The following is a 15,026-nucleotide window of genomic DNA, read 5'->3' on the forward strand; positions in this document are numbered from 1 at the left end:
GGACTTCAAAGGAACCACGACCATCCGAAGATGGACGGGGTATCAACATATCTGGCGTTGACTTTTGGCACGCTGTTGAGTTCTCAAGGAACGGACGCTTCCTTCAGACCCTTTTCACGGGGCCCTCCGGGCGCTTCCCTTCGGTCTTGCGTTTCCGACTCTATCAGACTCTTTCGTGTCCGATTCCCCGTCAGAAGGGGCTCGCTTTCCAGCCTTTCAGCTTTCCGGCGTTTCCGACTCTATCAGATCCTTTCGGGCCTGATTCCCGGTCGAACTCGGGTTGCCTTTCCGACTGTTGGGCCGTTCCGACGTCCGAACTCTAGCGGATTTCCCGGGCGACTCATAATCCAGTCTTCGAAATGAATTACGGCATGCCGAAATTCATCCCGGTTGGGAGATCGTGCTGAGTTGGGTGCCGCATTCGCGGCGGGAGTGGCTGCCGCGGAACCGTTCCGGCTCCGTGACAACTCGAAGAACCTTACGTACGGGTGCAGGGTGTGTCAACTCCGCCCCACCGGCGTCCTAGTCCAGGTCGGTGAGCCTGCCGCCGGCGTCCGGCTGGGCGTGTTCCACGCGACGCAGGACGCGGATCAGGAGCTCACCGAGCAAGGCCCGTTCGTCCGACGAGAGGTCCTGGAGCAGGTCCTCCTCGAAGTTCGTCGCCATGCGCATCGCCTCGAGCCACTTCGTACGGCCCTCGTCCGTCAGCTCCACGATGACCCGCACCCGATTGGTCTCGTCGCGGTCGCGGGTGACCAGGCCCTCGTTCGCCATGCGGTCGATGCGGTGGGTCATCGCGGCCGGGGTGAGGCCGAGGCGCTTTGCGAGTTCGCCCGGGCCCATCCGGTACGGGGCCCCCGCGAGCACCAGGCTCTTCAGGACTTCCCACTCGGCGTTGCTGATGCCGAGCTCGGCGACCTGGCGGCCGTACGCGACGTTCATCCGGCGGTTGAGGCGGCCCAGAGCCGAGACGACCTTCTCGACCTGGGGGTCCAGGTCGCCGAACTCGCGCTGATAGGCGGCGATCTGTTCGTCGAGGCTCGGTTCCTGCAGGCCGGGGCCGGGACTGCCGGGCGACTCGGGGCCCTCGGGGCTCTCGGTTGGCATGCGCCGAAGTATCGCACGGGGTGCGTTGGCGTTGAAGTCCTTCACTGTGTACTGTTGAGGATCTAACTTTAGTATTGAAGTCTTCAGACTTCAGTCCTTCAAGACCTCAAGGCAGGTGAGTGTGACCAGGGCGACGGGTGCAGCGATGCGCCGGATTCAGGCGGGGAACGCGCTGAGCGCGTTCGGACTCGGCTTCACCGTTCCGTATCTCTACGTCTATGTGGCGCAGGTGCGGGACCTGGGCGCGACGACGGCCGGTGCCGTCCTCGCCGTCTTCGCGTTGGCCGCACTCGTCGCTCTCCCCTTCACCGGGCGGGTCATCGACCGGCGCGGGCCGCTGCCCGTGCTGGTGGGGGCTGCCGTGCTCGCGTCCGTCGGCGCGGCGTCGATGGGGCTCGCGGGGAGTGTGCCGGCCGCTGTGCTGTCGGCCGCGCTGCTCGGGGCCGGCACGGCCGTGATGCAGCCCGCGCTCGCCACGATGATCGTCTGGAGCTCGGACGCCTCGACCCGTACCCGCGCCTTCGCCACGCAGTTCTTTCTGCAGAACCTCGGGCTCGGCATCGGCGGGCTGATCGGCGGGCACATCGTCGACGAGAGCCGGCCGGGGAGCTTCCTCCTGCTGTTCGGCATCGAGGCCGCGATGTTCCTGGTGCTCGCGGGGATCGCGTTCAGTGTGCGGCTGCCGCGTTCCCTCTCGCTGCAGGAGGTGCGGCCCGAGAACGCCGAGGCCAAGGCCAAGGGCGGGATGCGCGCGCTGCTCGGGCACCGGGCCATGGTGCAGCTGTGCGTGCTGGGCTTTGTCCTCTTCTTCGCCTGCTACGGACAGTTCGAGTCGGGGCTCGCCGCGTACGGGACCGAGGCCGCCGGGATCGAGCCCGCGACCCTCGGGACGGCGCTGGCTGCCAACACCGCGGTGATCGTGGTCGCGCAGTTCGTCGTGCTGAAGTTCGTCGAGCGGCGCAGGCGCAGCCGGGTGATCGCAGTCGTCGGGCTGATCTGGGCCGTCGCGTGGATCGCGGCGGGGTACGCGGGACTCGGGCACGGCAGCCAGGCGATGGCGACCGCCGCGTTCGTCTCCGCATACGGGCTCTTCGGCCTCGGTGAGGCGATGCTGTCGCCGACCGTCGCGCCGCTTGTCGCCGATCTGGCGCCGGAGGCGATGGTCGGGCAGTACAACTCCGCTTTCGCCCTGGTCAAGCAGCTCGCGCTGGCGGTCGGTCCGGCCGTGGGCGGCCCGATGGGGGCCGCGCTGCACGGGCCGTACATCGTGACGTTCGTGCTGTTCTCGCTGGGCATCAGCCTGCTGGCGCTGCGGCTGGGCAGGCGGCTCACTCCCGTACAGGACCAGCCCTCGCTCGGGTCGAGGTCGCGGGTGGTCGCCACGCACAAGCCGGCCGAGCAGATGGAGCCCGCTGCCTGACGAGGCACGCGGGAAGGACTACGCGGGCAGGGCGAACTCGCACCACACCGCTTTGCCGCCGCCCGGAGTGCGGCGGCTCCCCCAGGACGAGGCGATCGTCGCGACGATGGAAATCCCGCGGCCCGCCTCGTCTTCCGTTTCCGCGCGGCGGCGGCGCGGCAGGTGGTCGTCGCCGTCCGTCACTTCGATGATCAGGCGGCGGTCGGTGCGGCGGAGTCTGAGGCGCATGGGCGGGGTGCCGTGCTGAAGGGAGTTGGCAACCAGTTCGCTGGCGGCCAGCACCCCCAGATCGTGCAGCTCGGGAGAGAAACGCCAGGAGGCCAGGACGCCGGAGGCGAAGGCGCGGGCGCGCGGCGCCGCTTCGATGCCGCCGAGCAGCTCCAGGGCGGCGTTGTGGAAGAGCTCGGCGGATACACCCGTACGCGTGGGGTGTTGCACGACCAGTACGGCCACGTCGTCGTCGTGCTCCGCGGTCACTCCCAGGGAGCGGATCAGCCGGTCGCAGACGACCTGCGGCGTGCCGGTCGCTCCGCGGAGCGCGCGCTCCAGGGCGGCCACTCCCTCGTCGATGTCCTCGCCGCGGCGCTCGACAAGACCGTCCGTATAGAGGACGGCACTGGAGCCGGGCGGGAGGGCGATGGTGCCGGAGGTGTGGAGCCAGCCGCCGGTGCCGAGCGGCGGGCCGGTCGGTTCCTCCGCGCGGCGGACCGTGCCGTCCTCGTCCCGTACGAGGATCGGGAGGTGACCCGCCGACGCGTAGACGAGCCGGCCTTCGTTCGGGTCGTGGACGGCGTAGACGCAGGTGGCGATCTGGTTGGCGTCGATCTCGGAGGCCAGGCCGTCCAGCAGCTGGAGCACCTCGTGCGGCGGGAGGTCGAGGCGGGCGTAGGCCCGCACGGCCGTGCGGAGCTGGCCCATGACGGCGGCCGCGCGGACACCGCGGCCCATCACGTCGCCGATGACGAGGGCGGTGCGGCCGGCGCCGAGGGTGATGACGTCGTACCAGTCGCCGCCGACCGCGGCGTCCGTGCCGCCCGGTTGATATGTCGCGGCGATGCGCAGGTCGTCGGGCTGCTCCAACTCCTGCGGGAGCAGCGATCTCTGGAGGGTGACAGCGGTCTCGCGGTGGCGGCGCTCGCTGGCGCGCAGGCGTTCGGCGGCCTCGGCGTGGTCGGTGACGTCGGCGGCGAAGACGAGGACTCCGCCGCCTTCCTTGGGACTCTCGGCGGGCAGGCAGGTGACGGTGTACGAGCCTTGGCCGTGGACCTTGCGGGACTTGACGGTGCGGGGCTTGCCGCTGCGCAGCACCTGGTCCATGAGCGGCAGCAGGCCCAGTTCGGCGAGCTCGGGGCAGGTGTCGGCGGCGGCCGTGCCGGCCGGGCGGTGGCCGAAGGCCGAGGCGTACGCGTCGTTGACGTACGCGACGCGGTGCTCGGTGCCGTACACCACGGCGACCAGGGCGGGCAGGCGGCCGAGGATCTCGGGCACGGAGAAGTCATCGAGGGCGGGGACGTCGGACAGGGGCTCCGGCTGCTGTTCGTACTCGACGCGGGCCGCCGGCACGGAGCCTTCCCCTCGCTGAGCGGGGGAGATCCCACGGTCGGTCCTCCGCGCTGCGGCGCGGCGCTGCGTCCCCGGGAGCCTTGCGCTCCAACGCGTGAAGTTCACTGACTTTCTAGCCTCAATGGTTGTCGCCAAGGGTCACTCTGTGCAGGTGTGAGCCCACCTATGGTCACACGTCCAGTGTGACCGACCGGACTGACAGTCCTCGTCGTCCAGTTCCCTCAGTTCCCTCTGGAGCCGCCCTGCGGGTCGCCGTCGGAGCCGGGCTCGGGTCCGGGCCTCGGTCCGGGCGTGGAGCCGGGCTGGGAGCCGGGTTTGGGCCCCGGTTTGGGTCCATGGTGCGGTGCGCTGTCCGGTCCGTGGCCCGGGCGTCTGCCGCCCGCGGCGAGTTCGAATTCGGCGCGCGGGTGTTCCAGCGAGCCGAGGGAGACGATCTCGCGTTTGAACAGCCCGGACAAGGTCCACTCGGCGAGTACCCGGGCCTTGCGGTTGAAGGTGGGGACGCGGCTGAGGTGATACACGCGGTGCATCAGCCAGGCCGGATAGCCCTTGAGCTTACGGCCGTAGATATGCGCGACGCCCTTGTGGAGGCCGAGGGAGGCGACCGATCCGACGTACTTGTGGGCGTACTCCTTGAGGGGCTCGCCGCGCAGCGACGCCGTGATGTTCTCGGCGAGGACCTTGGTCTGGCGCACTGCGTGCTGGGCGTTGGGCGCGCATTCCTTGCCCGGCTCTTCGGTGGTGACGTCCGGAACGGCCGCGGCGTCGCCTGCTGCCCAGGCGTGGTCGACGCCGGCGACGGCGAGCTTGGCGGTGCAGACGAGCCGGCCGCGCTCATTGAGCGGCAGATCCGTGGCGGCGAGGACCGGCGCCGGCTTGACGCCCGCGGTCCAGACGACCGTGCGGGTCGGGAAGCGGGTGCCGTCGCTGAGTACGGCGACACGGTCCTCGCAGGAGTCCAGGCGGGTTTCGAGGCGTACGTCGATATTGCGCGAACGCAACTCGCGGATGGCGTACTTGCCCATCTCCTCGCCGACCTCGGGGAGGATGCGGTTGCTGGCCTCGACGAGGATCCACTTCAGGTCCTCGGGCTTGATGTTGTGGTAGTACCGCGCGGTGTAGCGGGCCATGTCCTCCAGCTCGGCGAGTGCCTCCACGCCCGCGTAGCCACCGCCGACGAAGACGAAGGTGAGGGCCGCGTCACGGATCGCGGGGTCGCGGGTGGAGGAGGCGATGTCCATCTGCTCGATGACGTGGTTGCGCAGGCCGATGGCTTCCTCGACGGTCTTGAAGCCGATGGCGTAGTCGGCGAGGCCGGGGATCGGGAGGGTGCGGGAGACCGAGCCCGGCGCGATGACGAGTTCGTCGTAGATGATCTCCACCGGGCCGGTGCCCTCTTCCAGGGTGGCGAGGGTGGCGACGGTCGCGGTGCGCTTGCCGTGGTCGACTGCCTTGGCCTCGCCGATGACGATCTTGCACTGGTTGAGCACGCGGCGCAGGGGGACCACGACATGACGCGGGGAGATGGAACCGGCGGCCGCTTCCGGGAGGAAGGGCTGATAGGTCATGTACGGGTCGGGCGCGACCACCATGATCTCCGCCTCGCCACGAGCCAGCTCCTGCTTCAGTTTCCGCTGGAGACGCAGTGCCGTGTACATCCCGACGTAGCCGCCGCCGACGACGAGAATGCGCGCGCCCTGCGGGGGGCCGGGGGTCGTCCCCCGGAAGTTAGCAGCCTTCACCATCCCATGAGGCAACGACCTCAGGCGTTTGTCCACAGCCTCGGCAAATTGTGTGACCGGAGGCTTCACGCCACTCTGCGGCGGCGCTCCGCCGGGCGGCGGGGAAGGTGTGCAGGTCAGACCCTGCGAGGAGGGTTGTGGGAGGGGGCCTAAACAGGAACCTTCCGGCCCTTGCTCCGATCGGGGGGCGCTCTGTGCGGAAGTACCCCCTTCTGAATTGACCCTGGCTCAACTATGTTCGTACCTCGTCGGGGTGTCCGGTCAAGGCACGCTCGGCAGACTGGGCGGGGAGGTCTCCGGGGGGAGACATCATGACCGGGGGAACGTGTATGACCATTCAGGATTCGCATTGGCAGGCTGCCGTCGCACAGGGTTCGACGGCCGACGGGAACGGACGGGCGGGATCGGGCGGGGCCAGCCGCTCGGCGCCGCTGCGTGTGGACGCACAGCGCAATCTCGAGCATGTACTGCGGGCTGCTCGCGAGGTGTTCGGCGAGCTGGGGTACGGCGCGCCGATGGAGGACGTGGCGCGCCGGGCCAGGGTCGGCGTCGGAACGGTGTACCGCCGCTTCCCGAGCAAGGACGTGCTGGTGCGGCGTATAGCCGAGGAGGAGACCTCCCGGCTGACGGAGCAGGCGCGTACGGCTCTGGGGCAGGAGGAGGAGCCGTGGTCGGCGCTCTCCCGTTTCCTGCGGACGTCGGTGGCTTCGGGCGCGGGACGGCTGCTGCCGCCGCAGGTGCTGCGGGTGGGCGTGGACGCCGACGAGTCGACGGCCGGCGTACGGGACGCGGCGCGGGTGCCGCTTCAGCGGGTCGGCGCGCAGCCCGGGCTGCGGGTGGTCGGGCCGCGTCCGGTGCCGGCCGATGAGCAGGACGACACGGGCGCGGCGGATCTGCTGGAGGTCGTGGGGCAGCTGGTCGACCGGGCGCGGGCGGCGGGTGAGCTGCGCGACGATGTGACCGTGGCGGACGTGCTGCTGGTGATAGCCACGGCCGCGCCTTCGCTGCCGGATGCGGCACAGCAGGCGGCGGCTTCGGCCCGGCTGCTGGACATCCTGCTGGAGGGGCTGCGGTCGCGATCCGCGTGAGGTGCGCCTGCGGTGAGTGAGCGATCCGCCGGTTCTGCTCTTGCCTGGTCGCCAACTGACTTTTACACAAGGCTGGTTGAGCCTTCCCCGAACGAGTGAGGGGTGGCTCGGATCCGGGAGCCTCCCCGGATGAGTGGTTGACGTGGCAGGGGGTATGGACCCATGCCGCTCTGTGGCACTCTTGGCCGGTGTTCGGGTCTGATGGTGCTTTACGGGGGCTTCCGCGATGAGCGGTGACGGTCGGGACGAGTCACTCGATGGATCGGGCGGCACTGAGCGGGCCGAGCTGCCCTCTCGGCAGGTGCCGGGCCCTCGAGGGCCCGGCGGGTCGTCCGGGGTGCCTGGCGCCTCGGGTCCCGCTGGTGCGTCCTGCGCGTCCGGTTCCGGGGTGGGTGGCGCGCACGAGCATGTCGTGCCGTCGCAGCGCGAGGGCGGGAGCCTCGGGGGTGGGAGCCTCGACTCCGTAACTCCGCCGCGCGAACTGCCGGCGTCCGACGCCGAGTTGATTCAGCGGATGCGGGACGGCGACGACAGCGCCTACGAGGAGCTGTTCCGCCGCCACTCGGTCGCCGTCCGCCGTTATGCGCGCACCTGCTGCCGGGACGCGCACACCGCCGACGATCTGACGGCCGAGGTGTTCGCGCGCACACTGCAGGCGGTACGCGGGGGCTCGGGGCCCGAACAGGCGGTGCGGGCGTATCTCCTCACGACCGTCCGGCGCGTCGCCGCCGCCTGGATGAAAACGGCAAAGCGGGAGCAACTGGTCGAGGACTTCGCGGTGTTCGCCGCGGAAGCCGCCCGCAGTTCGGACGCGGCCAACGACGTCGCGCTCGACCTGGGCGCCGATGTGCGCGCGATGCACGAGGCGGAGCAGTCGCTGGCCATCCGGGCCTTCCGCTCGCTGCCCGAGCGCTGGCAGGCGGTCCTCTGGCACACCACCGTCGAGGAGGAGTCGCCGAGCGAGGTCGCGCCGCTCTTCGGGCTGACCGCCAACGCCACGGCGGTGCTGGCCAGCCGGGCCCGCGAAGGCCTCAAGCAGGCCTATCTGCAGGCCCATGTGAGCACCGCGCTCACCTCCGGCGGCGACTGCGCCCGGTACGCCGACCGGCTGGGGGCGTATGCCCGCGGGGGTCTGCGGATGCGGGCAGAGCGGGGGCTGCGCAAGCACCTGGACGAATGCCCCAGGTGCCGGCTGGCCGCGCGCGAGCTCGCGCATGTCAACGCCGGGATTCCGGCGCTGCTGCCGGTCGCGGTCATCGGCTGGTTCGCCGCCGGGTACTCCCTCAAGGTCGCCGGGGTCGTGGCCGGCGGGGCCGCGGGGGCCGGTGCGGCCGCCGCTGCCGCGGGCGGTGCGTCGGGCGGCTCCGGGGGTGCGGCCGGTGGAGCCGCGGCAGCGGAGGGACTGGGCGCACCGGCGAAGGCCGGTATCGCGGCGGCGGTGGCCGTCGCGGCGGCCGCCGGGCTGGTGTGGGCGTTCTCGGGCGACGGCCCCAAGACCGCGCCGCAGCCCGAGGCGAAGCCCTCGGCCGCGCAACCCGTCGTACCGCAGAAGCCCGCGCCGTCATCGAAGCCGGAGCCCCCGGCGCGGTCCGCGGCGGACCCGAACCCGTCGGAGCCGACCCCGCCGCCGAAGAATTCCACGGCCGCGTCGGCGCCCACGCCGACCGCCGAGCCGACGCCGACTTCGACTTCGACGCCCGGACCCACGCCTGCCCAGCCAGAGCCCAAGCCTCCGGCCCCGCCCGCGCCGCCCACCCCCAAGCCCACGCCGAAGCCCACCCCGCCGCCCGCTCCGGCCCTGCGGGTGTACCAGGTCAACCGGCTGGAGTACGGCCTGTTGGGCGACCACACCCGGCCCGAGGTGCGCCTGCGTGGGAGCAGCTGGCTCTGGCAGCGCTCGGGGATGTCGATCGACGGCAGGCGGTACGGACACGGGGTGACCGTGCACGCCAAGTCCTCCGTCACCATCGACCTCAACCGGCAGTGCGCCAGTTACGACGCGCTGGTCGGGGTCGACGACCTGACGCTGGGCCTGGGCGCGATGCGCTTCTCCGTCTACGGCGACGGCTATCGGCTGTGGCGGTCCCCGGTGATGCGCGGTGGGGGCGCGGCCGTGCCGGCGCATGTGTCCCTCGCCGGACTGAAGACGATCCGGCTGGTCGTCGAACCGCAGAAGGCGCTCGACTCGGCGGCGCTCGGAGACTGGGCCCAGTCCCGGATCAGCTGCCGCTGACCGGGCCCGACTGCAGCCCAGCCCCCGGCCCCACGGCTCCCGGGCCCCACGGCTCCCGGGCCGCCTCGCTGCCGCCACCCGCAGCCGTCACCCACAGCCATCACCCCGCAGCCGTCACCCCGATTGCAGCGTCGGCCTCGGCGGAACCCCTCCCGCCACCGCCCTCTGCCTCGGCGCCGCCGTGCCCGTCCAGCACGTGCCCCGGCGAGAGAGCAACCGCCGCAGCCACAGTTCCGTCGAGATCAGATCCGCCAGACCGTCCAGCGGAACCGGTTCGCCCTCCGACGCCGCGCGGAGAGCCTTGCGGATGACGCGGGCCTCCACCAGGCCGGCGTCCGCGAGCAGCGGGACGTCGAAGAGGGCGATCAGGTGGGGGAGCGAGGCGCGCAGGCCCGTGCGGGCCGCCGCCGTGGACGATGCGTGGGTTGTCGCGCCCCAGCCGGGGGGCAGGTCATGGATGCCCGCGCCCGCGAGGACCTTGCGGAGGACTTCCGCGCGGGCGCCCGGCTTGACCCGTAGCGATTCGGGAAGGTCGCGGCAGGCCCGTACGACCTGGTTGTCCAGAAAGGGCGCATGCAGGCGCTGGCTGCGGATTTCCGCGGCCTGTTCCAGGATCCGCTGGTCCGACGCGTGGCGGGTCAGCGCCGCTCGGGCGCGTGCCTCGCCGGGGCGCTGGACCGACGTCGGGCGCGTCGCCGCCCCCGTCAGGCGAACCGATACTTCAGCAAGCGCCTCACCCGTCAGCCAGCGCGCGGCAGGCCCCGGCCGGGACCAGGTCAGCGCGGCGAGCGACGCACCCAGCGGCCCGGTGCCGCCCCGCAGGCCGCCGGGCCGGTTCGCCTCGAGCAGGTGGTCCGCCGCCGCCTCCAGGCCGGTGCGGTAGGGCGTACGGGCCAGCCGCCGCGCCGCCCGGTACACCGTCAGCGGGATGAACAGCGACTGCGGCGAGGGGCCCTCGGCGCGCGCCAACGCCGCGGCCGGGCGCAGCAGATGACGGCGCCGCCGGTCCAGCAGCAAGTCCGCCAGCCGCGCCGGATGCGCGTCCAGGACCTGCCGCGCACCCGCCCCTGTGAAGTGGTCGGCGCTCCCCGCGGCCAGCCGACTGCGGTGACGTTCCGCCGTGACCAGCGACGGCGCGGGCTCGTCGGTCAGCGCCCCGTCGAGGCCCGCGTACGGCAGGCTCTCCTCCCCGGCCGCGACCACCACATGGTGCAGCCGCGGATTCGCCGCGATCGCCCGCGCCCGTTCCAGTTCGGCTGTCTCTTCCGCCTCGCGCCCGCCCGTCACCAGATCGTTGAAGGTGACCGCGAGCAGCCGCTCCCCCGCGCCCGTGCCATGGCCGAGCACCATGCCCGGCCGTCCCGGCAGCCCCGCCGCCAGCAGCGCGATCGTGCCGGACGCGCTACCGCCGGACAGGTCCGCGCCGATCCCCGGAGCCGGACCCCCGCGCGCGGCGCGCCGATCCGCGGGCCCCATCCCCGGTACGGGCCCTGGGTCGGGCGGCAGGGTCTCGGGCGCGTGCCGTGGCGCGGTGAGCCTGGCCCGTACCGCATCGATCAGCGCGTCCCGTACGCCGTCCACCGCGCGCTCCGCCTCGATCTGCGGCCCGGCCACCGCGAGCGAGGCCACCGGCTCGTATCCGGTGATCTCCCTCGACCCCTCGCGGAGGATCAGCGCGTGCCCCGGCGGGATGCGCTTCACACCGTCGTACGGAGTCGAGTCGCGCAGCGCCTCCGGCGTCTCCGGGCAGGCGAGCAGCGCCGCCAAGTGTCCGATGTCCAGCTGTGCTTCGATCAGGTCGGCGAGCGGCAGCGCGGCGGTCGCGTACGCGGTGCCGTTCGCCCACGGCGTGTAGAAGACGGGTCTCGCCCCGGCGAGATCGCCGACGATCGTGATCCGGCGGCCGACCTGCACGACGCACGTATAGCTGCCGGCCCACGCGGTCAGATGCCTAAGCGCCCCGCCGCGCGCCGCGAAGAGCCCGACGCGCAGCTCCTCGTCAGTGGCCGCGCAGCAGCCGAGGACAGCGAGTTTGGTGATGGAATCGACGGTGACTATGCGCACCTCGTCGGGTCGCCAGTCGCCGACCGCCCAGAGTGGATCCGGGTCGCCCCACAGGAGTTGGGCGCCCACGGGGTGGACGGTACGGCCCTCGTCGGACGCCCCGACGGCCCCGGCCGTGCCGAAGCTCGCGGCGATACTGCTCCAGCCCACCAACCACCGCATCGCCGCCTCCACAGGCTGTGGACAAACCCGGCCCCTGGCCGTAGCCGTCCGGGAACATGCCGCTTCGGGAACATGCTGCCACGAAGGCGGCGCACAGGAGGGGCTCCGGGTCGCGCGCGCAAAAAGTGAACGCGCCCCTGGCATTGGCGATTTGACGACGTTCCAGGACACATCCAGGACACGACGTAAGGACGGCCGACGCCCACAAAGGCGCAAAAGGGACGCGAAGGACGGTCAGCATTCAGCCATTCTGCGGACATTCTCCGGGCCGCTGACCCGTCCATCACCGGTGCACACGCAGTCCGGGAGGCGCTGTTCGCCTCCCGGACCGGTCCGCCACCCGCGGGGATTGAGGCAGCGGTGTCCCCCAGCCCACTGGTTCCAGTACGCAGTGGGCCGACCCACGCAGGACTCATCGAAGCGCTCGCCCACCGGCCCGGCCAGAGCGCACGGACGGGCGCACGGCCACACGCCCGGAGCACGCCAGGGAGCACGACGACAACCCGCCCTCCACCCGCCGTCTCCTCCAACACACAACAATCTCGCCATACGGAACACCGCCTCTTAACGGTCGGGATGCGGCGAACTACGCTGGGTTTACTGATGTTCTCCGCACGGGTGCATATTCCGAGGGGCTCGGCCAGGTGCTTTTGCAGCCGGGACTCCCAGAGCTGCTCGGAGCTGTTCACCAGCGGAGGACACAGCACGAATGCCGTGCGCCCAGGCAGCGACGCGGCGGCCGTCTGTGTGTCGAGGGGTGGCTCATGTCCAGGGAGCAACGCGGGCCGAACGAAAAACTCGGAACCGTTCTCGCCCTCGCGGGAATCAGCAACGCCGGCCTCGCCCGGCGGGTCAACGACCTCGGCGCGCAGCGCGGTCTGACCCTTCGATACGACAAGACCTCCGTAGCGAGATGGGTGTCCAAGGGCATGGTGCCGCAGGGCGCCGCGCCTCATCTCATCGCCGCCGCGATCGGCGCCAAACTGGGCCGTCCGGTGCCGCTGCACGAGATCGGTCTGGCGGACGCCGACCCGGCCCCCGAGGTCGGGCTCGCCTTCCCCCGCGATGTCGGCGAGGCGGTGAAATCGGCCACCGAGCTGTACCGCCTGGATCTGGCGGGGCGGCGGGCGGGCAGCGGCGGCATCTGGCAGTCGCTGGCCGGTTCCTTCGCAGTGAGCGCTTACGCGACGCCCGCGTCCCGATGGCTGATAACCCCCGCCGACTCCTCGGTCGAGCGGTCGGTGGACGCGGCGGAGGACACCCCCGCCCGCGTGGGTCACAGCGACGTGGCCAAGCTCAGGGAGGCGGCGGAGGACGCGCGGCGCTGGGACTCCAAGTACGGCGGTGGGGACTGGCGTTCGTCGATGGTGCCGGAGTGTCTGCGGGTGGACGCGGCGCCGCTGCTCCTCGGGTCGTATTCGGACGAAGTGGGGCGCGCGTTGTTCGGCGCAGCCGCCGAACTGACCCGGCTGGCCGGGTGGATGGCCTTCGACACGGGTCAGCAGGAGGCGGCGCAGCGGTACTACATCCAGGCGTTGCGGCTGGCCCGCGCGGCGGCCGACGTGCCGTTGGGGGGCTACGTCCTGGCCTCGATGTCGCTGCAGGCGACGTACCGCGGCTTCGCGGACGAGGGCGTGGACCTGGCGCAGGCGGCACTGGAGCGCAACCGCGGCCTCGCCACCGCCCGCACCATGAGCTTCTTCCGGCTGGTGGAGGCGCGGGCGCATGCGAAGGCGAGCGACGCGCCGGCGTCGGGGGCCGCGCTGAAGGCGGCGGAGGGCTGGCTGGAGCGCTCGCGGGAGGGCGACGCGGACCCGTCCTGGCTGGGCTTCTACTCGTACGACAGGTTCGCCGCGGACGCCGCCGAGTGCTACCGCGATCTGAAGGCGCCGCGCCAGGTGCGGCGCTTCACCGAGCAGGCGCTGTCGCGGCCCACGGAGGAGTTCGTGCGCTCGCACGGGCTGCGGCTCGTGGTGTCGGCCGTCGCCGAACTGGAGTCGGGAAACCTGGACGCGGCGTGCGCGGCGGGCACCCGCGCCGTGGAGGTCGCGGGGCGGATCTCCTCGGCGCGGACCACGGAGTACGTACGGGATCTGCTGCACCGGCTGGAGCCGTACGGCGACGAGCCGCGGGTGGTGGAGCTGCGGGAGCGGGCCCGGCCGCTGCTGGTGGCTCCGGCGTAGGACTACTGGCCGATGGCGCGCAACCCGGCTCACCTGGTTTAAGGGCATTGTCAGTGGGCCAGTGCACTATCGGGGTGGGAGGTGACGCGGTGACGGCGTCCGGGCAGGACTTCGCGCATGGCCACGGGCATGGCCATGGGCATGGTTTCGACTGTGACGTGCTGGTGATCGGCGGCGGGATCGTCGGCCTGTCGACTGCGTATGCGCTCACGCGCGCGGCTCCCGGCACCCGGGTGACGGTCCTGGAGAAGGAGCCCGGGCCCGCGCGGCACCAGACCGGCCGGAACAGCGGAGTGATCCACAGCGGGATCTATTACCGGCCGGGGTCGCTCAAGGCGCGGTTCGCGGTGCGCGGGGCGGCCGAGATGGTCAAGTTCTGCGCGGAGTACGGCATCGAGCACGAGGTCACCGGAAAGCTGATCGTGGCCACCGGCCGCGACGAGCTGCCGCGGCTGCACGCACTGGTCCAGCGCGGCCGGGAGAACGGCATTCCGGTGCGGGAGCTGGGCCCCGCCCAGATCATGGAGTACGAGCCGCAGGTGCGGGGCCTCGCGGCGATCCGGGTCGGCACCACGGGGGTGTGCGACTTCGGGGCGGTGGCGGCGCAGCTGGGGGCCGCGTCCGACGCGGACATCCGGTACGGCGAGGAAGTCGCCGCGATCGACCGCCGCAGCTGGGGCGTCGCGGTGCGTACGGCATCGGGGGCGGTGATCAGGGCGCGGGTGCTGGTCAACTGCGCGGGGCTGCAGTGCGACCGGGTCGCACTGCTGGCGGGCGACGATCCGGGGATGCGAATCGTCCCCTTCCGGGGTGAGTACTACGAGCTGACGCGGCCCGAGCTGGTCCGGGGCCTGGTCTACCCCGTCCCGGACCCGGCCTTCCCGTTCCTCGGGGTCCACCTCACCCGCGGCATCGACGGCGGCGTCCACGTCGGACCGAACGCGGTCCCGGCGCTGGCCCGCGAGGGCTACAGCTGGTCGGCGGTCCGCCTCCGGGACATGGCACAGACGCTGGCCTGGCCGGGTTCGTGGCGGATCGCCCGCAGGCACTGGCGGTACGGAGCGGGGGAGCTGCACCGCTCGCTGTCGAGGCGGGCGTTCGCGACGGCGGTGCGGAGGCTGCTCCCGGCGGTGACTGAGGACGATCTGCGCCCGGCCCCTGCGGGGGTGCGGGCGCAGGCGGTGCTGCGGGACGGGACGCTGGTGGACGACTTCCTGATCCGCGAGGCCCCCCGGACGGTGCATGTGCTGAACGCGCCGTCCCCTGCGGCGACGGCGTCGCTGCCGATCGGCCGCGAGGTGGCGCGCAGGGCCCTGACCGCGCTGACGGGCGGCAACCTGGCCCAGTCGCGCCGCTAGCCCGTGCGGGCCTTGTCGCTCGACGCTTGATTTGACGCTTGATTTCATGCCGTCCGGCGTCTGCATGCCGTCCGGCGTTTGCGGACAAAGCCGACCGCCGGCGGGC

Annotated in this window: 9 protein-coding genes; 5 read left to right on the forward strand and 4 right to left on the reverse strand. The window is 71.8% G+C overall.

Annotated elements, in window-relative coordinates:
* Positions 1 to 522: 522 nt before the first annotated feature.
* Positions 523 to 1,107, reverse strand: coding sequence for a MarR family winged helix-turn-helix transcriptional regulator (locus tag ACH492_RS34225; protein ID WP_307662551.1), 585 nt, complete (start codon positions 1,105 to 1,107; stop codon positions 523 to 525).
* A 145-nt stretch (positions 1,108 to 1,252) separates the two neighbouring features.
* On the opposite strand from ACH492_RS34225, the gene ACH492_RS34230 reads away from it, so the two are divergent.
* Positions 1,253 to 2,527, forward strand: a complete 1,275-nt coding sequence (locus ACH492_RS34230; protein WP_398992427.1) for an MFS transporter — start codon at positions 1,253 to 1,255, stop codon at positions 2,525 to 2,527.
* An 18-nt stretch (positions 2,528 to 2,545) separates the two neighbouring features.
* On the opposite strand, the gene ACH492_RS34235 is transcribed toward ACH492_RS34230, so the two are convergent.
* Entirely contained in the window at positions 2,546 to 4,195 is a 1,650-nt protein-coding gene (locus ACH492_RS34235; protein ID WP_398992429.1) for a SpoIIE family protein phosphatase, read from the reverse strand.
* A gap of 116 nt (positions 4,196 to 4,311) precedes the next feature.
* On the reverse strand, positions 4,312 to 5,835 hold the full coding sequence (locus ACH492_RS34240) for an NAD(P)/FAD-dependent oxidoreductase (RefSeq protein ID WP_398992431.1): 1,524 nt from the start codon (positions 5,833 to 5,835) through the stop codon (positions 4,312 to 4,314).
* A 326-nt stretch (positions 5,836 to 6,161) separates the two neighbouring features.
* On the opposite strand from ACH492_RS34240, the gene ACH492_RS34245 reads away from it, so the two are divergent.
* Positions 6,162 to 6,920: a TetR/AcrR family transcriptional regulator gene (locus ACH492_RS34245; protein ID WP_398992433.1), complete on the forward strand. Its 759-nt coding sequence runs from the start codon at positions 6,162 to 6,164 to the stop codon at positions 6,918 to 6,920.
* A gap of 226 nt (positions 6,921 to 7,146) precedes the next feature.
* Positions 7,147 to 9,153 (forward strand): sigma-70 family RNA polymerase sigma factor, encoded by a 2,007-nt coding sequence (locus ACH492_RS34250; protein WP_398992434.1) that lies wholly within the window; start codon positions 7,147 to 7,149, stop codon positions 9,151 to 9,153.
* Between the two features lie 114 nt (positions 9,154 to 9,267).
* Here ACH492_RS34250 and ACH492_RS34255 read toward each other — a convergent pair whose 3' ends face one another.
* Positions 9,268 to 11,379 carry an asparagine synthase-related protein gene (locus tag ACH492_RS34255; protein ID WP_398992436.1) on the reverse strand — a complete coding sequence of 704 codons (2,112 nt, stop codon included), beginning with the start codon at positions 11,377 to 11,379 and terminating at the stop codon, positions 9,268 to 9,270.
* A 764-nt stretch (positions 11,380 to 12,143) separates the two neighbouring features.
* Between ACH492_RS34255 and ACH492_RS34260 the strand changes: the two genes are divergently transcribed.
* Positions 12,144 to 13,562, forward strand: a complete 1,419-nt coding sequence (locus ACH492_RS34260) for an MFS transporter (RefSeq protein ID WP_356227793.1) — start codon at positions 12,144 to 12,146, stop codon at positions 13,560 to 13,562.
* A gap of 89 nt (positions 13,563 to 13,651) precedes the next feature.
* Positions 13,652 to 14,920: an L-2-hydroxyglutarate oxidase gene (gene lhgO, locus ACH492_RS34265; RefSeq protein WP_398992439.1), complete on the forward strand. Its 1,269-nt coding sequence runs from the start codon at positions 13,652 to 13,654 to the stop codon at positions 14,918 to 14,920.
* The last annotated feature ends 106 nt before the right edge of the window (positions 14,921 to 15,026 follow it).

The sequence above is a fragment of the Streptomyces sp. NPDC019443 genome (assembly GCF_044389785.1).
Lineage (GTDB): Bacteria > Actinomycetota > Actinomycetes > Streptomycetales > Streptomycetaceae > Streptomyces.